Origin of the sequence: Mycoplasma milvi, from assembly GCF_048284715.1 — a bacterium.
Classification (GTDB): domain Bacteria; phylum Bacillota_I; class Bacilli_A; order Mycoplasmatales; family Metamycoplasmataceae; genus Mycoplasmopsis.
This window is the reverse complement of sequence record NZ_JBLWAH010000003.1, coordinates 100901-124867: the sequence shown is the minus strand read 5'-3', so window position 1 is coordinate 124867 and position 23967 is coordinate 100901. Positions and strand designations below refer to the sequence as shown.

21 protein-coding genes are annotated in these 23967 nt (G+C 29.2%); 6 read left to right on the top strand and 15 right to left on the bottom strand.

The annotated features are described in order from the left end of the window. Positions 1-712 precede the first annotated feature (712 nt). Together frr and pyrH are read right to left on the bottom strand one after the other, a co-directional pair. Positions 713-1264 (bottom strand): ribosome recycling factor, encoded by a 552-nt coding sequence (frr, locus tag ACNQ13_RS02185; RefSeq protein ID WP_416741590.1) that lies wholly within the window; start codon positions 1262-1264, stop codon positions 713-715. Next, entirely contained in the window at positions 1264-1983 is a 720-nt protein-coding gene (gene pyrH / locus ACNQ13_RS02180; protein ID WP_416741591.1) for a UMP kinase, read from the bottom strand. The genes frr and pyrH overlap by 1 nt, the downstream gene beginning before the upstream one ends. Before the next feature lie 375 nt (positions 1984-2358). On the opposite strand from pyrH, the gene ACNQ13_RS02175 reads away from it, so the two are divergent. The 3 genes from ACNQ13_RS02175 (at position 2359) to ACNQ13_RS02165 (ending at position 5653) form a co-directional block, all read left to right on the top strand. Then, positions 2359-3264, top strand: coding sequence for a Cof-type HAD-IIB family hydrolase (locus ACNQ13_RS02175; RefSeq protein WP_416755121.1), 906 nt, complete (start codon positions 2359-2361; stop codon positions 3262-3264). Between the two features lie 2 nt (positions 3265-3266). After that, positions 3267-3959: a ribonuclease HIII gene (locus ACNQ13_RS02170; RefSeq protein WP_416741593.1), complete on the top strand. Its 693-nt coding sequence runs from the start codon at positions 3267-3269 to the stop codon at positions 3957-3959. An 86-nt stretch (positions 3960-4045) separates the two neighbouring features. Continuing rightward, entirely contained in the window at positions 4046-5653 is a 1608-nt protein-coding gene (locus tag ACNQ13_RS02165) for a DUF2130 domain-containing protein (RefSeq protein WP_418035578.1), read from the top strand. A 66-nt stretch (positions 5654-5719) separates the two neighbouring features. On the opposite strand, the gene rsmI is transcribed toward ACNQ13_RS02165, so the two are convergent. The 7 genes from rsmI to ACNQ13_RS02130 form a co-directional block, all read right to left on the bottom strand. Further along, entirely contained in the window at positions 5720-6430 is a 711-nt protein-coding gene (rsmI, locus tag ACNQ13_RS02160) for a 16S rRNA (cytidine(1402)-2'-O)-methyltransferase (protein ID WP_416741595.1), read from the bottom strand. After that, positions 6423-7349: a DNA polymerase III delta subunit-related protein gene (locus ACNQ13_RS02155; protein WP_418018939.1), complete on the bottom strand. Its 927-nt coding sequence runs from the start codon at positions 7347-7349 to the stop codon at positions 6423-6425. Before ACNQ13_RS02155 ends, rsmI begins: the two co-directional genes overlap by 8 nt. Next, a complete protein-coding gene (tmk, locus tag ACNQ13_RS02150; protein WP_416741597.1) occupies positions 7336-7992 on the bottom strand; it encodes a dTMP kinase in 657 nt (218 codons plus the stop codon). Before tmk ends, ACNQ13_RS02155 begins: the two co-directional genes overlap by 14 nt. A gap of 10 nt (positions 7993-8002) precedes the next feature. After that, positions 8003-8587: a recombination protein RecR gene (locus ACNQ13_RS02145; protein ID WP_418018938.1), complete on the bottom strand. Its 585-nt coding sequence runs from the start codon at positions 8585-8587 to the stop codon at positions 8003-8005. A 6-nt stretch (positions 8588-8593) separates the two neighbouring features. Continuing rightward, positions 8594-8884 (bottom strand): YbaB/EbfC family nucleoid-associated protein, encoded by a 291-nt coding sequence (locus ACNQ13_RS02140; protein WP_416741599.1) that lies wholly within the window; start codon positions 8882-8884, stop codon positions 8594-8596. A gap of 16 nt (positions 8885-8900) precedes the next feature. Beyond that, positions 8901-11159, bottom strand: coding sequence for a DNA polymerase III subunit gamma/tau (gene dnaX / locus ACNQ13_RS02135; RefSeq protein WP_418035577.1), 2259 nt, complete (start codon positions 11157-11159; stop codon positions 8901-8903). Between the two features lie 445 nt (positions 11160-11604). After that, complete coding sequence (locus ACNQ13_RS02130) at positions 11605-12801, bottom strand: restriction endonuclease subunit S (RefSeq protein ID WP_418035576.1); 1197 nt, start codon at positions 12799-12801, stop codon at positions 11605-11607. A 1360-nt stretch (positions 12802-14161) separates the two neighbouring features. On the opposite strand from ACNQ13_RS02130, the gene ACNQ13_RS02125 reads away from it, so the two are divergent. The 3 genes from ACNQ13_RS02125 (at position 14162) to ACNQ13_RS02115 (ending at position 18095) form a co-directional block, all read left to right on the top strand. Next, positions 14162-16762: a DNA topoisomerase IV subunit A gene (locus tag ACNQ13_RS02125; protein ID WP_418035575.1), complete on the top strand. Its 2601-nt coding sequence runs from the start codon at positions 14162-14164 to the stop codon at positions 16760-16762. A gap of 90 nt (positions 16763-16852) precedes the next feature. After that, positions 16853-17665, top strand: a complete 813-nt coding sequence (locus tag ACNQ13_RS02120) for a TIGR00282 family metallophosphoesterase (RefSeq protein WP_418024337.1) — start codon at positions 16853-16855, stop codon at positions 17663-17665. A 79-nt stretch (positions 17666-17744) separates the two neighbouring features. Continuing rightward, positions 17745-18095: a hypothetical protein gene (locus ACNQ13_RS02115; RefSeq protein WP_418035574.1), complete on the top strand. Its 351-nt coding sequence runs from the start codon at positions 17745-17747 to the stop codon at positions 18093-18095. A 50-nt stretch (positions 18096-18145) separates the two neighbouring features. On the opposite strand, the gene der is transcribed toward ACNQ13_RS02115, so the two are convergent. The 6 genes from der to ACNQ13_RS02085 form a co-directional block, all read right to left on the bottom strand. Further along, complete coding sequence (der, locus tag ACNQ13_RS02110) at positions 18146-19456, bottom strand: ribosome biogenesis GTPase Der (RefSeq protein ID WP_416741606.1); 1311 nt, start codon at positions 19454-19456, stop codon at positions 18146-18148. After that, positions 19449-20135 carry a (d)CMP kinase gene (gene cmk, locus ACNQ13_RS02105; RefSeq protein WP_416741607.1) on the bottom strand — a complete coding sequence of 229 codons (687 nt, stop codon included), beginning with the start codon at positions 20133-20135 and terminating at the stop codon, positions 19449-19451. The genes der and cmk overlap by 8 nt, the downstream gene beginning before the upstream one ends. 37 nt (positions 20136-20172) lie before the next feature. Further along, positions 20173-20607 carry a hypothetical protein gene (locus ACNQ13_RS02100; RefSeq protein ID WP_416741608.1) on the bottom strand — a complete coding sequence of 145 codons (435 nt, stop codon included), beginning with the start codon at positions 20605-20607 and terminating at the stop codon, positions 20173-20175. Positions 20608-20663: 56 nt separating this feature from the next. Continuing rightward, entirely contained in the window at positions 20664-21446 is a 783-nt protein-coding gene (locus tag ACNQ13_RS02095) for a hypothetical protein (RefSeq protein WP_418018933.1), read from the bottom strand. A 486-nt stretch (positions 21447-21932) separates the two neighbouring features. Then, positions 21933-22721: a 23S rRNA (guanosine(2251)-2'-O)-methyltransferase RlmB gene (rlmB, locus tag ACNQ13_RS02090; RefSeq protein WP_418024329.1), complete on the bottom strand. Its 789-nt coding sequence runs from the start codon at positions 22719-22721 to the stop codon at positions 21933-21935. Between the two features lie 8 nt (positions 22722-22729). After that, the gene (locus tag ACNQ13_RS02085; protein ID WP_418018931.1) at positions 22730-23959 is read right to left on the bottom strand and encodes a class I tRNA ligase family protein; all 1230 of its coding nucleotides are present in this window, start codon (positions 23957-23959) and stop codon (positions 22730-22732) included. Positions 23960-23967: the final 8 nt, after the last annotated feature.

Sequence of the window (23967 nt, the reverse complement as noted above, 5' to 3'; positions counted from 1 at the left end):
AATCATTCGTAGTTGCTTTATGGGAATTTGATCTTTTATTTTAGCAGTCGTTTTAATTTTTATTTGAATTAAATTACTCATAATTCACAATTAATTTTAATATCAAATAATAAATTAAAAAGTGGTAATACAACTGTTCAATCTGAAAGTGGTAATTTAACTGTTCATTTTACAGAACTCTTTTGACTAGCAATTTATATTGATTAGTTATTCAAATATAATATAATAATTATGGAGCATGTAAAAGTGCTCCAAAATATAATTCATCATTTTTTTATATTTAAAAAATGTAACTCATCATTGCTTATAAAAAGACTGCTTTATTTTAATAAAGCATAGTGAATTTGCTACTTATATCAAGTATAAACATACCATTTCATTTGTAAAAATTTTTTTATTCCAGTAGGCATATTTCACATACAAATTCATTTATATTATATTTCCAATTTGTTTATATTTAAATTCTATAAATATCCATAAGAAAACCTTTCTCTTTGTTTTCGAAAATTGGTTGTATAAGAATAATTTAGGCACATTTTTAGGAATGTGCTTTCTCTTGCCCTTTTGATACTAAATCTAAAGTTACTTATTATAAAAATTGCAACATATTTTTGACTCTTCCTTTGCTTTATTACTGTATTATTGCATTAAAAAACCTAGTTAAGACTAGGATTTTTTTACATTTATATCTATGAAATAATTGTTTTATGAACTATTTGTTCATTAATTCATCTTGTTTTTCTTTAGTAATTGCATCAATTTTAGCAATTTCTTTATCTACTTCTTTTTGAATTGCATCTAAGAAATTCTTTTGAACATCTTCTGATAATTCTTCATCAGCTTTAATTGCTTTGTTGATATCTTGACGTGCATTACGTACACCAACTTTAGCATTTTCGGTTAATTTAGCAAGGGATTTTGTCATTTCCTTACGTCTTTCAGTTGTTAATGTTGGGAATGTAAGTCTAATTTGACTTCCTTCATCAACTGGTAAAATTCCTAAATTAGCTTTTTCTAAAGCTTTATTAATTTCTCTTACAGAAGTAATATCGTAAGGTTTAATTAATAATTGTTGTGGTTCAGGAACGCTAATGTTAGCTAATTCTTCAAGTGGTGTTAAAGTATCATAATAGTTAACTCTAACTCCTTTAATAATTTGAGGGTTTGCTCTCCCTGTTGAAATTTTAGATAATTCGAAACGATAGTGAGAAATAGCTTTATCACATTTTTCTTCTAGTTCCATTAAGTACATTTCTAATTCCATTATTTTGTTACCTCCGTATGAGTGATTGTGCCTTCTAATGCTCTTACTATTGAGTTTTCTTCAAGTAAGTTGAAGACAATTAAATTGATATTATTATCTCTTGCCATGCTTGTTGCAGTTAAATCCATAACTTGTAATTTCTTTTCAAGAATTTCATCATAAGTTACTGTATCATAACGCTTTGCGCTTGGGTTCTTTTTAGGATCTGAGTCATAAACTCCATCAGTTCCATTTTTCCCCATTAAAATAACCTCAGCTCCGATTTCAGAAGCATATAGTGTAGCAGCTGTATCAGTTGTGAAAAATGGTCTACCTGTACCACCAACAAAAATTACAACTTCACCTTGTTCTAGGTATTTTAAAGTCTTTTCATTTACATAGTTCTCAGCAACTCTTTGGTCAATATTAAGTGAACTTTGAACTCTTGCTTTTAAGCCAACTTGTTCAAATCCACTACATAATGCAAGTCCATTCATGATAGTTGCAAGCATCCCAATATAGTCAGCTCTATTTCTGTTGATTCCATTTTTTTCAGCAGAAGCACCTCTTCAGAAGTTACCTCCACCAATAACGATTGATACCTCAACCCCTTGAGATACAACCTCTTTTAATTGATGAGCAATCTTTGATACTAAATCATAATCAATTGCTAAATGTTTTTCTTTATTTGCAAAACCTTCACCAGAAAGTTTTATTAAGATTCTTTTATATTTGATCATTTTTCACCTCTAATTTTTATTGCTTATATTTTATATTAAAATAAGCCAGAATTAAAGCGCAAATTACTTTTTTTACTCTATATATATAGTATTAAACATCATTTTTTACTTCTAAGGTACCTTTTGGCAAACATAAAATAATGACTTTATCAATATTAAGCAAAAGTTTAGCGAGAAAAATTAGTTTTTTTAGTCTTAAAAAATATGCAAAAATAAGCTAAAAAAGCAAATGTGGAACAAAATGTGGAAATTATTTATGATTTTTCTATTTTTTAAAAAAATGGTTATAATTGTATAACAATTAGCGAGAAAATGGTTTCACACCATTTTTATTCAAGTTATACAAATAATTTAATTATGAAAGGAATTATTAATATGGAACAAAAAGAAAGATACTTATTTGCTATCGACTTAGATGGTACCACACTTCAATCAAGCGCTACAGGTGCAATTCACGATAGAACAGTTTCAGCTATTAAAAGAGCTACAGAAGAAGGACATGTTGTATGTATCCTTACAGGAAGACCTTGAAGAAGTACTAAATTTATTTATGATACTTTAGGTTTAAACACAATTGTTTCTAACTTCAATGGAGCTCACATTCACCACCCTTATAATCAAGAATTTATCCCTTACATTAAATACTTAAACTTAAACGAAGCTTTATACATTATTGGTGACCCAATGGTCCAAAAAGAAATTACTAACTTAGCAATCGAAGGACCAGACTGGGTACAACTTGATCACCGTGATGAAGAACTTGAAAAAGTTTTTGGATTCAAAACAAGTTCAAAATTACAAATTGGTCTTGACTACCACAAACTTCCTTTAATGCCTACAGGTGTTATCTTTGACGTTAAAGCTACAACAGATGTTGAATTCTTAAGAAGATACTTAAAAGCACGTTACGGTGACTTAGCAGAGTTCTCATACTGATCAAAAGGTGAGGGTCTTACACCAGTATTTGATATTACAAATACTCAGGCTAACAAAGGAAAAGCTTTAAGCTTATTAATTCGTTACTACGACATTAAAATTGAAAACACTATTGCTTTAGGTGATGGATTTAATGATGTTCCTATGTTTAAGATTGCTAACGTTTCAGTAGCAATGGCAAACGCATCTAAAGATGTTAAAAAATATGCTTCAATTAAAATGACAAAAACAAATAAAGAAGGGGGAGTTGGAGAATACATTCACAAATTCTTAGACAACCCTAAAGCTGAAATTGAAAAATCAAACGCTAGAAAAAGAAAAGTTCAAGCAGTTGAGGAAGAATAATCATGAAATTTATTGATGATGTTAAGTTATTTGAATTAGAAACTTACGAAGTAATTGGAGTTGATGAAACTGGAGTGGGTGATTACTTTACCCCTCTAGTTGCTTGTGCTGTATATTTACCTAATCGGTTAAAAAAATTTGTTTTAGATTTAGGAGTTAAAGACTCCAAAAAGCTAACTGACGTGCGCATCAAAGCTTTAGCGCCTAAATTAATGGAGTTTTTACCTTATTCAGCCTACATCTTATCTCAAGCTGGATTCAATAAATTGAGCAAAAACTTAAATAATAATGAACTTAAGTTTTTTACTCATGCAGCAGCATTATCTAATTTACATCAATATCATGTAGCTTCAACTAAAGCTAATGCTATCATTATTGATAAATATTCAACTACTAATTCAATTCTTAAATATCACAATAAAATATTTGCAAATAACTGAGCAAATCTCTATGAATACGACTTGCCCACACTATTAATTGAAAAAGCAGAGGATGTCCATTTAGCTGTTGCTTGTGCTTCAATTATTGCTCGTTATAAATTATTAGAATATATGCAAGAACAAGAAAAAAATTGAAATTTTCACTTCTTGCTTGGAGCAAGTAAAGAAGTCAAACAACAAGTTCAAGACTTTGCTTTAACTTATGGTGATGATTCTCTTGCACAAGTTTGCAAGCTAAATTTTAAAATTAAATAATCGCAGATAATGCGATTTTATTATGCCTTTAATGTACGATTTGATACAATTAAAATAATAAACAATACTAAGGAAGGATATAAAAAATGAGTAAAAAAATAGGTATTAAAATCAAGGATTTTGACAAGCTTGAAATTGAATTATTACAGCAAGCTTCTGCAGGGGACTTTATCTCACTTTTAGATTTAGATAGCGATAAAATTTCAACTTTATTTGAAAAATATAAGGAACAAAGTACAACTTTTGTTGCCAAAATTAAGGAACAAGTTATTCAAGACTATGAAAAAGACTTACCAAATCAACTTCAAGTTAGAAAGCTACTAGATAAGGCACAAACTGAATTTAATGAAAAATTACAACAACAAATTGAGCAAGCTCAAAAGATAAAAGATCAATTAGCTGCAAAAAGTCAAGAATTTGAAATTGCTAAAGCTAAATTAGATCAATACAATGAAACCATGCGCGTTGAAATTGAAAATGCTCAAAATAAAGCTAAAGAACAATTAGCTCAAGATATGGAAGTTTTAAAGGAAAAAATTAATGACTTAAATAATCAAATTTCCAAAGCTAATTATGAAAAAGAGAAAGAGCTTAATGAATATAAATCTCAAATTGATAGTCTTAATAAAAATCATGATCTTATAATTCAAAATAAAGTTTTAGAGCAAAAAGAAAATATCAAAAAAGACTTTGAGCAAATGCTTGAAGCTAAAAAGAATGAATTATTATTAGCTGGAAAACAAGAACAAAAAGCTATTGATGAAGCTATCTTAAATGAAAAAGTTAGCTATTTAACACAGCAAATTTCTAATTTACAATCTGAAATTGCTCACACTAAGGAAGAAAATAATAAGCTAACTTCAGCAAAATACATGCGTTCAACTAAGGAATTAGGTGAAGATTTTGAAAAATCTATTTTTGATTCATTAAATGAAAACTTTGGCTTTGATAATAGCATTAGATTTTCTAAAACAACTATCTCTAAGACTAAAGAAGGAAAAAACACTACTGTTAAAGATGAAGGAACTAAACCTGATTTCTTAATCGAATTCTTAAATCAAGACCCTGGTAGAGATAATGAAGTCATTGGTAAAATTATTATTGAAGCTAAAGATCAAGCTAGTGAAGAAGGAAAACAAAAAAATGCTAACTTCTACAAGAAGCTAGAAAATGATCGTAATAATTATAAAGCTGATATTGCCTTTCTTGTAACTACCCTTGAGCCAAATGAAAGCTATTTAGTGAAAAATGTAAATGGTTATAAGAATATTGTTCAAATGCGCTTTGAAGCCTTACCGCAAATGATTCGGATCTGACAGCGTTTAGCCTTAGAAAAAAGTAAATTAAATCGTTTAGATATTAATCTCGAATCTAAAGCTAAATTACTACAAAAATTTGATGAGTTTAGACATGAATTAATGACTTATAATGTACGCTTAGTTGATGAAACAATTGCTAAAATGATTAAGCAAACCGATGACTTAATTAGTATTGCAAATAATTTACGTAATTCAATTGATAATGAACTTAAAGGAAGATTTGAACGTTTAATGAGTAAATTTAATAAATTCAGTCTTCAAAAAGAATACGAAAAACTGGATATTCAAGACTCTGAAGAGGATACACTTCAAATCCCACATACAATGAAAGAAATTCCAAATATTCAGGATGCGGACATTGTAGAAGAAGAATAATACAAGCAGCAAGCTCCCAAAGTAATTTTTGGGAGCTTTTATATTAAAAAAACTAGCAGTTACCTACTAGTCTTCCTTCTTATATTTATTAACCTTAACACGTTTAATTTTCGGAATATTAAGCACCATTGTAAATTCACCTTTAATACTATCTAAAGCAGCAAATTCTTGGTATAGTTGTGCTCCTGAACCAAAGAATCATTGTTCATACATTTTAGTTAATTCTTTAGCTAAGCATACTCTTTCTTTACCTTGAAATACTGTATCTATATCTTGCAATGTTGCAAGCAATTTATGAGGAGAGACATAGAAAATATAAGTCCCAATTTCAAGTGTTGAAAGTTGATTGATTCGTTGTTGACTTTTATCCTTAATAAAGCCTAAGAAAGTAAATTCATTCGAGAAATTAGACCCAACAAAGGCAGTTATAGCTGCATTAACTCCGGGTATAATTTCAACTGCAATTCCAGCTTCTTTGGCTTGCGCGATTACTTCAAAACCCGGATCAGAAACCACAGGCATTCCAGCATCCGATACTAGGGCAATGTCATTTCCATTTCTAATTAGTTCTAATAATCCTTTTGAAGAACTCTTTTCAGTGAAGTTATTATAAGTTAATAACTTCTTATTTTTAATTTCATATTTTTCAAGCAACTTATGAGTTACTCTTGTATCCTCACAAGCAATGTATTCTACTTCATTTAAAATCCGTAACGCTCTTAGTGTAATATCTTCTAGGTTACCGATAGGTGTTCCTACTATGTATAATTTAGCCATAATACTCCATTAGTTTGTTTAGCATAATTTGCTTTTGCAATTCAAAAATTGCTTGTCTTTTGATTTTATTAATAAACTCATCTATATCTAGAACAAAGTTTAATATGTTATTGCAATGATTATATCAAGTATTGCGTAAAGCACTTAATTCTTGAGTTAATTGGTTTTCCATAGGTAAAAAGCGCATTTTACCAAGCAACATCGCTTTTAGTGTAAGCAGTATAAATTTACTCATTAATAAGTTATCTTTATTGAGAATGTTATCTAGATAAATAAAGAGTTGTTCTGGTTGTTGAAATGACTGTTCAATAGCATTTATCAGCATTCTGATTTCAATTTCAGTTGCTTCAAAGAACTCTTCATTTTCACCTAAACTAAAATCCTTAAATAAGTAAGCCAGCAATAATGCTACAGGCTTTTGAGCTAATTTGCTAGGTCAACTAGCTAGTATTTCTTGATAACTAGGGCTTTCTACTCTAAGCACTTGAGCTCGAGAAATAATTGTATCTAGTAGCATATTAATATTATTTGTAGTTAACACAATTATTAAGTCTTCACTAGGCTCCTCAATTGATTTTAAAATTGAGTTTAGCCCATTAATTGAAGTGTTTTCAATATTTTTAATCACTAGAATTGAATATTTATATAAACGCTTAGTTGTACTACTAAATGAAAGTGCGTAAAAAGCACTATCAAATTCATCCTTTTTAATACTTTCTTCACTACCATCTAGTAATAAAACATTTGGAGTTAGGTATTCTAATGTATTCACTTCATTTGTATTATTGATTGCATTAATAAACTTAACTAAATCAGTATCAAACTGATAGTTTTCTTCACCCTGTAATAAAAATAAATGACTTAACTTCCCATTTAAAGCTAAATCATTTATATTTTCAAGTATTTTATTTTGCAGCATGCTTTTCCAAATAAGCAATAAATTTAGGGTGTTGGTGAAGTTGATTAATTATATCTTGAAGAACTTCTTCTTCTGTTTGAGTTGCATCAATTACCATGAAACGTTGAGGATCTTCATGAATTAATGCTTGATATCCTTTGTAGACTAAATTATGAAACTCTAATTTTTCTTGTTCCATTCTATCTTCAACTAATCTAGTACTTTCTCTTCTTTGTTTAGATTCCTCTGGTGTAAGGTCTAAAAATACTGTAATATCTGGCATTGTGTGATTAATAACAATGTTAGTAATAGCTTTAACAAACTCAATTCCAAGCTCTCTAGCATATCCTTGGTAAGCATAAAAACTATCTACATATCTATCACAAACAACTATTTGGCCTTGTTCTAATGCTGGTCAAATAACTTTTTCTAAGTGAATTCTACGACTCGTTGTATACAGTAGTGCTTCAGCTACAGGTGAAAGTTCAGAAGACTTATCTAGAATAATTTCTCTGATTTTTTCAGCTTCTCTAATTCCTCTACCACCTGGTTCTCTGGTTCAGATAACGCTGATTTCAGGGTGTAGTTCTGCTAATTTAACTACTAATTTTTGTGTGATGGTTGTTTTTCCTGAACCATCAAGGCCTTCAAAAGATATAAACATATCAACTCCTCTATTTTTGTCTATTATTTAAGGCAAATTTAATTGTGATTTCATCCATATAATCCAATGAAGCACCTAGTGGTAATCCAATGGCTAATTTAGATACATTTAATTTGTCTTTACCTAATTCAATCTTAAGTATTTGATTAGTTATTTCACCCTTAAGTGTAGGTGAAATTGCTAAGATGATTTCATCAAAAGAGCTTGCATATTTAACAAACTCCTTAATTTCATTTTGATACTTTATAACATCTTTTTCCTTTTCGATCAAAAAAGGTAAGATATAGTATTTTCCATGATAAAATCCTGCATCTTCAATTTTCTGCATGGCCTGCAAATTCTCAATTACTAACAAGGAATTATCCCGGCTAGTATCATGGCAAATTGTACAGTTATCTTGCTGCATTAAACTACTGCAAATTGGGCAGAATTTAGTTCCTATCTTGATATCCTCAATTAATTTACTTAATTCAAAAACATCATTTTGTTCTGATTCTAGAATCCAGTACACAATTTTTTCAGCTTGTTTTTTACTGATGCCTGGAATTTTTTTAGCCTTAGCGATAAAGGTATTTATATCATCAGTGTAAAACATAACTACCTAGAAAGGCATTCCTGGCATTGCTGGAGCTAGTTTTTCAGTTTCTTCTTTTATTAAGTCAATTCCTTCGTTGAAAGCTACAACAAGTAAGTCTTGTAATAATTCTTTGTCTTCAGGATCAACTAATAATTCATCTAATTCAAGAGAAACTATTGAATAATCCCCTTTCATTACTAGTTTGATTCCTTGTTTTTCAATTACAAATTCTTTTTCTTCAAGCTCTTTTTGTTTTGCTTCAAGCTCTTTTTGCATTGTTTTAATTCTTCTTAAAAAGTCTGGTGACATGTTCATAAGGTACTCCTAATTTTTATCTAAATAAGTTGGCACGATTGATAAATCAATCATCATTGTTTTCTGACACTGTTTCTTCTAGAAACTCTGGTTCAACAATTGGAGGTAAGTCATTTTTATTATGACTACTAATATATTCCTTAATTTCTTGCACACGTGCATGAGAAATTGGATAAATATATTTATAAGGTTCCCCAAAAAGGTATGTTACAAAGTTTTGTAGCCATTGACTATCACCTTTTTGAGCAATTTTATCTAATACTGCTTGGTCATTTGAAGTAACCACAATAAAGCGATCTGATCCAAACATAATTTTAAGTTGCTTAAATAGTGCAGCTTGCTGTTTAAATTCTGGCTTTGTAAGCAATATTGAATCTACATTTGCAAGTGCGTTTCTAAAAACAGCTGTAAAGTTATATTCAGCATTTTGTTGAATTCATCTTGCGTCATTAACATATTCTTCAATACTACGTCTTTGTAAGAATTCCGCATATGGAATTTTCTTAGCGATTGGTGTTTCTTTATTATATTCTAAACTGGTGAAATCTTGAATTTTGTTTATGTCTATCTCTCTTGTAGAAATAAGATTTTCTTTTTCTCCAGTATTAGCTGGATCATTGATTAACTCAGAATCGACATCTTTAATGTCTCCTTCATGCTCGTTATTATTGAGCAAGAATTCTTGCGTTTGATCCAACATTTCACTAACCATGGCTTGAGTTTTATTATTTTCCTCAACCACATTTGAAAATGATAAGTCCATTTGATTATAGTTATCATCATCTTCTTTAATTAATTTATTGGCTAAGAAAGAATCTTGCATAGATGCATTTAAAAAGTCATGTACTTTCTGGTCAACTACTGTTTGAATTTGATTACTTTCATTACTTTGGATTAAATTATCATCTAAATTAGTAGCTACTAAATCAATATCAATACTTGGAGCAATATCAAATTTAAAGTTCTCTGAGACTAAATTTAACACACTTTCAGTTGTATGATGTTGAATATTTAGATCATGCTGTGGAGTTTTTACTTCAGGAGATGGTTCGTTTTCCTCAGGTGTTAAATTAATAAAGACCTCTGGTTCAGACTGAACTGCTTTATGTTGCACTTCTGAACTAGGTGTAGGATTAATTGAAGTTACTTCAGGAACTAGTTTATCTTCTGAAACTGGAATTTGAATATTATTTACTTCAGGAGTTACTGTTTCAAATTCTTGCAGTGCTTTCAGTAAACCAAGTTCAATAATTTCAAATGGGAAAGGACTTCTTTGTACTTTGATAAACATATCATAGAAAGTATCAGCTAGTATAAAGCAATTATGAATTGATGTTGAAACTTGATTTAATTCAGCTGCTGTATAAATAGTTAGTAAATCACTTGCTTGAGTTTTTAAGTACAGTAGTTTTTCTTTATTCAAGTTTAAGAGAGAAAGCACTAGTTGGCTTGGATCAATTCCTTTTTGTTCAAGTTCATTTAACTTACGAATTAATTCATAAGCACTAGCATTTAAAATTAGATTCATTAAGCCAATAGTTTCACTAGTAGACAAAATACCAAAGTTAGCATATAGGCTGCTAGCTGTGATATTTCCTCCATTAAAGGAAGCAGCTTGGTCAGCAATAGAAAGTGCATCCCGCATTCCTCCGCTAGACAAGCGAGCGATAATACGAAGTGCTTCAGCTTCATATTTAATATTTTCTAAATCTAATACATGAGCTAAATGTTGCATAATGTCTTTATCACTCATCCGGTTAAAGTTAAAAGCTTGCACTCTTGAACGAATAGTTAAAGGAACTTTTTGCACATCAGTTGTTGCGAGAATAAAAATTGAATGCACTGGTGGTTCTTCAAGAGTTTTTAAAAGTGCATTAAAGGCACTTTTAGTAAGCATATGAACTTCATCAATAATGTAAATTTTATATTTGCTATTAATTGGTGCTTGTTCAATCTTTTCTTTAAGATCTCTAATTTCATCTACTCCATTATTTGAAGCAGCATCCATTTCAATGATATCTAAACTGTCATTGAAATGTGCAAGGCAATTTTGGCAAGAAATTGCACTGTTATTATTATGTGAACAGTTTAAGACATTGGCAAAAATTTTAGCTACAGATGTTTTTCCAGTTCCTTTTGGACCACAGAATAAATAAGCATGTCCAACTTTACCTGAAAGAATAATATTTTGCAGTGTTTTAACAATGTGTTCTTGACCCACAACTTGTTCAAAAGTATTAGGTCTATATTTTCTATATAACGTCTTGTAACTCATTTTGCTCCTTACTATGTTTTAATATTATAAACAATTAAAGAGATTGCTAATATAAATAAATGAAATTTATTCTAAAATTTCCTTTTATTCCTAAAAAATAGGCATAAAAGTTAATTTCCACATTTTGTGAAACGCAAATAAAAAAAGTCCAATGGACTTATTATTTAGCTTCAGCTTCAGCAGCTTTTCTAGCAGCTTTCTTTTCTTCTTTAGCTAATTTTTTTGCACGAGCTTCAGCACGTAATTTGTTTTTTAATCTAACTACTTTACGCATGTTAATCCTTTTCATTTAATTATTAATAATTATGAATTTATTTTACTATAAAAGTTGAATTTTTAAAAACATTTTTAGCACTTATTAATCAACTAAAATAGTAATAAAAATAACATTTTTATCAAATTGCAACAAATAATTTATATTTTACTAATTTGACCTAGGTCCTAACTAACAAAACATCTTTTCTAATAAAGCTTGCTTGATGTTGTTTAACTTTTCTAGTTTTTGCTCTTGAGAATGGATAAGTAGATCAATATTATTTAGGAGCAAACCAATTTTTCTTTGTTCGAGAAATGTTGATATTTTAATATAAATTGTATCAAGTGCTCCTGCAGTGAGCTTTGCTCTATCACCACCAGTTAGTAATGGTTTAAAATCAATCTTTTTGAATAAATAATTTAAAAACTTGTTGTCAATAGTATCAATAGTTCCTTGAAGAACATGAACGTGGTTATTTGCTCAAAATCTACCATTAACATAATTAGAAGGATAATTATCTAAATCATTAGCTCCATCTTCAGCAATCAAAACAAACTCACCATTATGTGTAAATCCAGAAACATAATCTTGAATCCCGTTAGCACCATAATATGGATATGTTCCTTTTGTTCTTAGAGATTCAGCTACCGGAACTCTTAAATTATCAAATTTCAGAACAACCTCAGATAATTTAGTTTGTTCTCAATCCTCATCAAACCCCTTGAACCTTATTTCTGGAATTTTTTGATCAACTGAAACAAGAATTTTGTTCAATAATGATTGTTTTATTGTTTGAAGTTTTTTAAGTTTTTGCTCTTGAAATTGGATAAAAGAGTCTAGACTTGAGAAGAATTGTCCTATTTTTTGTTGTTCATTATAAACAGGGAAAATTAAAGATAATTCGAGGAATTTATTTTTTGATATATTAAATCTAGAAATTCCTTGGGCTAGGAGTATTATTTGCTTTCTAACTGATAAACTTCTAAAAAGGTATCCTGAAAAATCTATGTTTATTTTCTTGGCGCCCTTGGGTCTGAGCCCAAAGCAAAAACTATTAAGATAAACATTTTGAAGATTATAATTTCAAATAGATGTCATCCCAACTTCTTCAGGTGTCTCAGAAGAACCCGTTACTAATATATCGCCCTTTATTAAATTATTTTGTTTAGAATGAATATTGACTTTTTCAAGAGACTCAAGTTTTGCAATCGGATTTGAAAATACATTCAAATATGTAACATAATAATCTTTTCCACAAGAGAAATCTTCTTTTGTCACATTAGTAAGCCCGGAAAATGGTACAACAAGATTTTTTAATTCTTCTTGCTCTCATTCCTTAATAAACCCTTTAAACCTTATTTCTGGCACCATATTTTTATCCAACATATTTCCTCTTTCATTGATAACCTAATTTTATCATAGCTAAATAATTAGTTACCTAAATGTACAAATTTTGTACCTACATAAATAAAAGTTTATTTTAAATGGGCTTTATTTCATTTAAACAAATGTAGGCTTATTTTCTTTATTAAAAAAGGATATTTATGAATATTTAAAAGAAAAGGCAAAAATATTTATCACACATTTTACTATTACGCCACTACTAGGAGAAAATGCTTTTTATCTATATAACATAAATTAAAACTTTAATTTTTTGCAACTTTTTTTCTGAGAATTTGCTGGTTTAGGCTATTTTTTGCCAATTTTTGGGCAAAAACAATTGTTTTTCAGGCACTTCGCAACAAAAGCACCAAAAAAACTTGCAAAAATTGTTTGAAGTTAAAATTTGATAGTAATTAAGAAACATTATGCTACTGCTGGAAAAGGTGGTCTTATCATTATTTTTATTCTTATATTTTAAAAATAATTAGCTTTTGATGTTTAATGATTCTAAAGAACAAATATCACGAGAATATAGAACTATTCATATTTTGAACTTCTAAATTACTTGTACAAAATTATTGTGCTCACTCCATATTTAAGAATTAGAAGCCTAAAAAGTAACAGTAATTCTTTGAGATCAACAAGTTATTATCTACAGTAAGTGTTCTGTTCTGTTTGATTTTAGTTTATTTGTTATTACATAACATAAATTAAAACTTTAATTTTTTGTAACTTTTTTTCTGAAAATTTTCTGGTTTAAGCGATTTTTTGTTAATTTTCGGATAAAAACAGTCCTTTTGAAGGTTATTTACACTAAAAGTGGCAAAAAAACTTACAAAAATTGTAAGAATTCAAAAATTGATATTAATTATGAAACATTATGCTGCTTTCTGTGGAAGATTTTTTTATCTATATAACATAAATTAAAACTTTAATTTTTTGCAACTTTTTTTCTTTGAATTTGCTGGTTTAGGTTATTTTTTTCCAATTTTTGAGCAAAAACAAGCATTTTGTAGGTGATTTTCGTCAAAGATGCCAAAAAAACATGCAAAAAATGTATTGATTTAAATTTGATAGTAATTAAGAACCATTATGTTACTACCGGGAAAGGTATGTAATCTGTGCTGCATAATAAACTAATGCAAGATATAGTTAGATTCCATTATCATATTGCATATTAATATGGCTTTTAAATAAAGTTAGTCTTATTATTTTAAACATTGAAAACAATATTCTATTTAAGGCACATAAAAAGTTGTAAATTACATATTATTAGAAATAAAAACAATCTCTGAGGCCTTTTTATAACTATGTTAATAAAATAAATTATAATTAAATGGAAATTATTGAATAGAGGAAGAATATGAAAAAAGAAAAAGAAGTACTTGTAACAGAAAAAATCATTAATGAGACACTAGATCGTATCATGGCAGATCGTTTCGGAAGATATTCAAAATATGTTATTCAACAAAGAGCCTTGCCAGATGTTAGAGATGGACTAAAACCTGTACAACGTCGTATTTTATATGCTATGTATGGACTTGGTTTATTTAGTGATAAACAATATAAAAAATCTGCCAGAGTTGTCGGAGATGTTATTGGTAAGTACCACCCACATGGCGATTCTTCAGTTTATGAAGCTATGGTTAATATGTCACAATGATGAAAAATGAATCTACCACTTCTAGATATGCATGGAAATGTTGGATCAATTGATAATGACCCAGCTGCTGCTATGCGTTATACTGAAGTTAGATTATCTAAAATTTCAGAATTCATTATTGGAGATATTAAAAAAGACACAGTAAAATTTGCGCCTAACTTTGATGACTCTGAAGTTGAACCAACTGTACTTCCTTCAATTTTCCCTAACTTACTTGTTAATGGATCAATGGGGATTGCTATCGGGATGGCAACTGATATGCCACCACACAACCTTGGTGAAATCATTGATGCAACTATTTATCGTATTTTAAATCCTCATGCTACTTTTTATGATGTAGTTAAATTTATTAAAGGACCTGATTTCCCTACTGGAGGAATTATTCGCGGAACAAAAGGGATTTTAGAAGCCTTTGATACCGGAAGAAACCAAAAGGATAAAATTAGACTTTTTGCTAAATATACAACTTATTCAAAAGATAAATACAAGTACATCGAAATTACCGAAATTCCCTATGGTGTAGTTAAATCTAAATTAGTTTATGATATTGATAATATAATTAACAATAAAGATATTGATGGTATTTTGGAAATTAAAGACCAATCAGATCGTGAAGGAATTAATATATTAATTACTTTAGATGCTAACGCTAGTGAAAATAGTATTCTTACTTACTTATTCCAAAAAACAGACTTACAAGTTACTTATTCATACAATAATACTTGCATTGTACAAAATTCTCCTCGCACTTTAGGAATTGTGCAACTTATTGATAACTACATCCTACATGTTAAAGATATTAAAACCAAAACTTTAATTTATGATTTGGAAAAATATAAATTACGTTTAGAACTTGTAGAAGGGTTTATTAAGGTATCTGAAATTACAGATAAAGTAATTGAAGTTATCCGTAAAACTGAAGGTTCAAAAGCCGGTGTAATTGAGAACTTAATTAATGCTTTTGGTTTTACCAAAAATCAAGCAACAGCAATTGCTGAGTTAAGACTTTATAGATTAAGCAAAACTGATAAAGAAGCTTATTTAAATGAAAAAGCTGAATTAGTTGCTGAAATCAAACGTATTAACCTACTACTTAGTGATGAAAGTAAATTTAATGATTTTATTATTGATCAATTAAGTCAACTTAAATTACTTTTTGCCAAACCTAGAAAGACTGAAATTGTCGAAGCAGAATTCGACTTTAGCTACAATGAAACAGACCTTATTAAAGAAGAAATGATTAATATTGGTCTTTCACGTGGCGGATATATTAAACGTCTTTCACAAAGGGTGGTTGACTCAAACAACTTTGAAACTTACAACTTAAAAGATGATGATAATTTAATTTTCTTTGGAAAAGTAAATTCAATTAACAACTTATTAATATTTACAGCACTTGGAAATTACATGATTATTCCTGCATATAAAATCCAAGAATCAAAATGAAAAGATTTAGGATTCCACCTATCTAATTTTGCTGACTTCTTGCTAGCTGATGAAGTTGTTTCAATCTTTGAAATAAATAATTGAGACTCTTTAATTTATATTGCACTCGGAACTAAAAATGGATATTTCAAAAAGACCTTACTCCAAGACTTTTCAGTATCTAGAATCAATCGTTCTTATACAGCTATTGCCATGGAAAAAGGCGATAAATTAGTTAATGCAACTATTTGCAATGGCTCACGTGATATTGTAATTTTCACTGAAAATGGTTGTGTATCAAGATATAGCGAAACTGATTTAGCTCAATATGGAACTAAAGCTAAAGGAAATAAAGGAGTTTATTTATCTCTCAATGATAAAGTGCAAGCCTTTAGTACTACAACAGCTGATGGTTTACTAGCACTAGCTTCTAACAATGGTCAAATTGTTAAAATTAAAGCTGATAAATTTCCTTATGTACCTAAAAACATTAAAGGAAAACCTATTTTTAAAGATGCTAAAAAATTCTCAGTTGATTCAATAGCTGAAATTACTAGTGATGAAGCAACTTTAATTGCTAGAGATGTACTTGAACGTAGTTTTATTGATCAAGTGAAATCATATGCAATTTCAACAGATAGCCCTAGAATTTACCACATTGATGTAGCTAACCCAGAAAAAGTGGCTTTCAACATTAAATATTTTGATCAAGACTATAAAGCAGGAGAAATGATCTTTTCAAAAGAAAGAGTGCAGACTGAAGCTAAAACATTAGAACAAGTTCGTATTCTAGAAGAATCAGCTACTGCTGCAATTAATGCCTTAATGGAAAAGATTAATAAGAATTTAGAAGAAGATAAAAAGAAGAATAAATAAGATTAGGCAGCAAGAATTCTTGCTGTTTTTTCTAGTTAATGTCTAGAATTCTTTTACTTGTTTAAATAATGCTGCTATAATAAGAACGATATGAAAAATCAAGCAATTAATATCTTATTTTTAGGAGATATTTTTGGAGAACCAGGTGTGAAAACTGTAGAAAAATTTCTACCTACCCTAATCAAAGATTTTTCAGTTGATTTCACTATTGCACAAGGTGAAAATGTAACTGGTAGAAAAGGATTAGATAAAAACGATTACGATAGACTTTCACGCGCTGGAGTTAATGCTTTCACCATGGGAAACCATGTTTGAGCTAACAGTGATATTGAAAACTTTATTGATAACAGTAATGTTATTAGACCTTATAACATTGATTTTGATTATCCTGGGCAAGGAAGTAAAGTATTTGAAGTCAAAGGAAACACTTTAAGAGTAACCTCTATTATGGGAATTACTTTTAATGAATTAATGTCACCTTGAAAACAATCACAAGCTAATAACTTCTTTGATGCTATGGATCAATTACTTGAAGTTGGCCAAAAAACTGATTTTCACTTTGTTGATTTCCATGCTGAAACCACAAGTGAGAAAAATGTTTTTGCCTTATACCTAGATGGGAAAATTGATGCAATCTGTGGAACACATACCCATGTGCAAACTAATGATGCTCGTATTTTACCTAAAGGTACAGCTTATATTACCGATGCTGGAATGACAGGTCCAATGAATTGTGCGATTGGTGCAAATTTTGATGAAGTTTACCACAAGATGCGCTACAATGCACATGAACGTTTTAAGGTTAGTGATAATAACACCCAAATTAATGGAGTTATTATTAAACTAGATAAAGTAAATGGTAATTCAATTCAATTACTAAATATTTCAGATATTGCACTTTAATTTAAATCAGCCTAGTCTGATTTTTTATCGCTTATTTACAAGTAAAAGTTGCTATAATATCTAAATTCTAGGAGGCGATATGAATAAAATAAAAAATTTAGAGCAGCTCAAAATTGTTACAATTATTCACCTGATTTTAGTAATAATAACAACTTCTTTTACAATTCCTATATATGTGACGGACACTGGATTTGGAGTACTAAGAACACTAGCCACAGTCTTTTCTGGTGCAATTTATTTAGCTACTTTTGTAGTATTTATTATTATGCTAGTGACCACTGCTACTTTAACATCATATGTTTCGCAAGATAATAAAACCATGCTTTGAGTTTCATTTATTTTCTCTTTCTTTTTCCCAGTTGTCAGTTGAATTTTGAATTTTATTGTAATCTCACGCGAAACTTCTTTCTATAGAAATCAATTTGAATAGCAAAAAAATCTAGACCTCGTTGCCTAGATTTTTTAGTCTAATTTTTAGTATTATTCCATTGCATTTTGCTTGTTTTTGAAGTTCATTTTAATTGGGCAACCTCTAAAATCAAAAGTTGCTCTAAGTTGATTTTCTAAATAACGTTGGTATGAAAAGTGTAAAAACTTCTTATTATTAACAAAGAATGTAAATGTTGGAATTTTAGCTCTTTCTTGACGAGCAAAGTAAATATTTAATCTACCACCATTAAATGGTACAGCAGGTTGAATAATTTGTGTTTCCATAATTAAGTTAGAAAGCATTGATGGTTTAATATCTCTTTCAAGGTTAGTTCTAACCATATTGATTGTTTCATATAATTTATTTAAACGTTGATTGTATTTAGCTGAAATGAAAACAAAAGGAACTCATGGTACAAAGTGAAATTTGTTTCTAAGTTTCTTTTCATATTGAGCCATTGTATTGGTTTCTTTTTCAACTAAGTCCCACTTGTTTATAACAACAATAATAGGCTTTTCATTTTCTAAAGCATATCCAATGATACGTGAATCAAAGTGTGAAACTTCTTCTTGAGTGGCATCTATAACAATTAAAGATAAGTCAGCTTCAGCAAGTGAATTCATAGCTCTCATTAATGCATAGTGATCAACTGATTCTACTAATTTAGATTTCTTAGTAATTCCAGCTGTATCAATCACATTATAAACTTGTCCATCAATTTCAACTAATGATTTGACTGAATCTCTAGTTGTGCCGGCAATTGGAGAAACAATTGAACGTTCTTCTTTAGCTAAATTATTTAGCAATGAACTTTTACCAGCATTAGGTTTACCAATAATAGCAAGATTAAATGTTTCGACGCTTTCTTCTTCACTAAAGTCTAAGTCTTCTATACATCTATTAAGCACATCCCCAATTCCTTCACCATGGAGTGCTGAAACTGGGAAAATGTGATCCACTCCTAATTTATATCAACTATAATCAAATTGTTGGTTGTCTTCTAGTTTATTAGCCACTGCAATGATTGGTTTATGACTTTTGCGTAAAATGTTCATGATAAATAAATCGTCATTAGTGATTTCACTAGTTCCATCAAATAAGAAAATAATTACATCAGCTTCTTCAATAGCAATTTTAGCTTGGATTTGAATTTGTTCTTGGAATGGTCTATTTTCAATTTCAATTCCACCGGTGTCAATAATTTTTAATTCTTTTCCAGCCCAATGAATCTTTTCATAAAGACGATCACGAGTAACTCCTGGTTCATCGTGCACGATTGATACTTTTCTTCCAATGAGTTTGTTGAAAAATGTACTTTTTCCGACGTTAGGTTTCCCTATAATCGCTACTGTATTACGCATTATTGCCCCCTTGTAGTGTTTTAATTTTATTATTAATAATTTGTAGGATGTGATCTAAAACTTCTTCTAAAGTCATTTCTGTACAATCGACATAAATAGCATCTGCTGTTTTATGAAGCGGATCAATTGCTCGGTTCATATCTTGCGCATCTCTTAATTTAACTTCATAAAGTACTTCTTGGAAGTCAGTGTTATAACCTAATGCTTGGTTTTGCTCAAGTCTACGTCTTGCGCGTTCTTCTTCGCTAGCTCATAAGAAAATTTTAACTTCAGCATGAGGCATAATTTTAAAAGTAGTGTCTCTACCATCAATAATATAGCCTTTACTTTTAAGAGTCATGTGTTGGATAAAGTCAACAACAAATTCTCTTACTTCAGGAATTTTAGCTACAGTTGGTGTAATTTTTGAAATATAATCAGCTCTAATATCATGGGAAATATCTACACCTTTTAGCAAAGTAACGTCATTAGGTTTTAGTTCAATCATTCCAGGTTCAAGGGATTGAATAATTTTTTCTGTATCATGTGATTCAATTCCTAATTTATTAGCATTGTAAGCTACTGCACGGTATGCACTTCCACTGTTGATAAATGTGTATCCTAAACGTTTGGCTAACTCTTTGGAAATAGTTGATTTTCCGGCACCACTTGGTCCATCAATTGCTATATTAACTTTCATATTTTCTCCTACAATAAATAAATAAAAATGCACAAAATTAGATTTCGAGCTTATTAACCTTAACTCGAGTAGTATTTGTGCTTTGTAAATTTTGGTTGGCTACTTGAGTACTATTAGGTTGAGAATTTATTAATTCATAGAAAACTTTGTTTCTTTCATTGGTTTGATAAAATGGAAACTTGTCTATGAAACAATCTGTTAATTTCAAGTATTCAACTTCAATTTTGTTTAATTCTTCTTCTACATGTTTAATTGGCTTTTTATCGGTTATAAAAGATTGCTCATCACATCATTCTTGACAAGCTTGGATGTTAAAATGTTTAATTTCTACTAAGTCTGAACCAAAAAAATTACTAATTCACTTCGCTTCATTTTCAAGCTCACTATTGTCTTGCAAGGCTAAATATTTTAACCTTTGAAATGAGGGAATTTCTTGGGCAGATTGCTTTGATTTATAACCTATTTTACCCATAGCTTTATTTTACTATATTAATTCATAAAAAAGTGATAAATATAAAGAAAAAAAGGCTATTTAAAAGCCTTAATTACAGCATTCTTAAATGAAATTTCATCAAGAGGGTAAAATGTGTTAACTTTTTGATATGCAGTCTTAATTACATACGTGATATATTGCTTATTATCACTAAATAATTCAGCAATTGGTCTTTCTGAAACCAATAATTTATCAAATTCGCTTTCTTCTGTTGTTTCTTCATTTTGATCAACTTGTTTTTTAAATGCATTTTCATATACTGGTGATGAATATATAAACATTAAAGCATAGTAAATTACTTTTGAAGCAAATATTTTTGGATGCTTCTTGAACATCATTGAATTAGTTATATAGTCTTTAAACATGGTATAACTATTTCTATTTTTGATATAAGTTTTATCAATGTTTAAGTTAAATGATTCAATATCTAATTCACAAACATCCTCTCAAGTAATAATGATTCTTTCTTTTTTGTTTAATAAAACAAATAAAGAAAACACAACTATTACTATGTAAAAAACTAATGCGAAATAGCTAATTAAAGCAAATGCTCCAATTGGACTAAAGTTATGAGGCACATAAGCTTTTTGATCTCAAATAGTTACTTTTAGAATGCCACCCGCATATAGTGCAAATAAAATAATAATAATCACAAAGTATGCACTAGCAAGTCCTAATTTTCAAAATGTTTGTGTTCTTACTCAAGCAATATTAAATCCTGCTTTAATAAAGTTGAAGTAACCATACATTTTAAAGGCTGCATAAAATAATAACGCAGCTAGTAAAATCACAATTATATATAATCAATTTATCGTCATAATTTTATTTTACTAGATTATATTTTTTAAAAAAATACTTATTTGTTTGGATTTAAAAGAAAAATAAATCACATATTTCCACATTTTTAGAAAGAAGAGCATTACACTATAGGCAAATACATAAAAATATGGAAATTGTTTGTTAGGTGATTTTTTATTTATATCTTTGATAGAATAATTATGAGGCAATTAAATGTTGCCTCAACGACATTACTTATCTATAAGCACAAATACTCATCCCTTGTCTTATATTCAATTTTAAATATTTTATAAAGTTTTATTTATTGGTATTGTCGATTAAATGCATTTTTTAATATTTTGTTTACTACCTTATTTATATATTTAATTTTTATACACTTACCTCATATTTTCCTTAATTTGACTTGTTGTAAGGAAAGTTTCAGGTATTTTATTCAAAAGTATCCACTTTATTTATATATATACTCTTTAATATTGCCTGTTTTTTTAAAAAAACAGGCATTTTTCTTACCTGTTTTTTGAGTTTAAATATCCAAACACTACTATTCCAGTCGCTACTGAAACATTCAATGATTGTACTGTACCATATTGACTAATATGAATACATTGGTCAGTAACAGCAAGTACACTTTTACTTACTCCACTGCCTTCATTGCCCATAACTAATACAGTATAGTCGGGATAATCAATCGTGTTGTAGTCAACTGACCCTTCTTGCAATGTAGTGCTATATACTCAATATGAATTATTTTTTAATTTTGTAAGTACTGCGCTTAGTGAATTAACTTTATAAAAGTTCATGCCCACAAATCCACCAGAAGAAACTTTTAATGCTGTTGAATTGACATCTGCAGCATTATCTTTAGGAAGTAAAATATCTTTTATACCAGCTGCATTAGCTGTACGTATAATTGCACCTAAATTTTGTGGATCAACAATATGATCTAAAGCTAGCACAATATTTGGTTTTCTTTTTATTAGTTGTTCAACATCAGAATAATTAATACTTTTAACAGCAACAATATATCCTTGGTGATTTGCATTATTAGACATTTCATCTAAAGCAGCTTTTGGGACAAATTCTACTGTAATTGAAGGCTTCTCGATTTTGAAACTAGTAAAGTTTTCATTAACATAAATTTTTGAAATATTTAAGTTGCTATTTAAAGCATCCATTACTGAGTTTTTTCCTCAAATTAAGGTTTCACTAGCAACTTTCACTGGCTTATCCATGATCTTTTTGTCAAAGTGATCCTTGATAAAAGGCTTATTTTTTTTATTAAATTCTTTTCTCATTTTCTTCCTTAGATTAAATTATTATTCACCAATACTTCACGCAATTGGTCAGCTTCCTGATAGTTCTTTTGAGCAAGTAATTCTTTTCATTGATAGTAAATATTAGCATACTTAGCAAAATCAATTTGATTAAACTCATAGCCTAAAGCATTAAAGATTTGCATAACAGTAGCAAAGTATTTAGCTTCTTTAGTTTTATTTGCTTGCTTAATAATTTCATTAATCAACTTATTGAAATCAGAAAATCTTAAGTTAGCAATAGCTTGCATTGCTTCAGTAAATAACTCTACGTCATAGTCCTTAACGTTAATTTTATCTAAGTAAGCAACAAAATATAAACGCTTAATTTTATTAATTAAAGCATTGACTGATTCAAGCGTATTGCTATCAATATTTATTTCACTGGTAAAGCCATTTTGTAAGAAAATGGTTTTTAATACATCAGGACTATAGTTTTGTAAGAAGTCTTTAGGGAGAATAACATTTTGCAATGATTTAGACATCTTCATACCATTGAGATTAATTTGCCCTGTTCTAAGCCAGTTTTGAGCAATTGGTTGATTAGTTAAAGCATAAAATTGAATGTTTTCATTTTCATGGTGAGGAAAAGTTAAATCCATACCTCCACTATGAATATCAACCCCTTCTTGCCCAAAATGTTTATATATTAGCACAGCACATTCAGTGTGTCATCCAGGTCTTCCCTTACTAAAAGGTGAATCATACATAACCCCAACTTTAGTCTTTTTTCATAAAGCGAAATCAATTGGTGATTTTTTCAGATTGCTATATTCATTTTCTTCTGAAAGCATATTTTCAATTTTTTGGTTTGAGACTACGCCATAGTGTTTTTGGTATTTAATTACATCAAATCAAACATTTCCCTCAATATCTTGATATGCAGCCCCAAGATCTAAAAGTTTTTGAATAAAAGCAACAATTAAATCCATATTAGCTGTAACATATTCTAAATGAGTAATTGTATCAACATTAAATTTTTGTAGTAACTCTAAATACTTATCGGCATAAAATGTTGCTACTTCTTGTTCACTTTGATTAGTTGCAATAGCTTTATTGATAATTTTGTCATCAATATCAGTGATATTGTGCACAAAATTAAATTGGTTGCCTAATGCACGATGCGCTTTTAGAATTAAATCCATAGTTAAAATAGGTCTTAAATTTCCAATATGAACATCATTATAAACAGTTGGACCACAGGTATAAACTTTAATCATCTATTCTC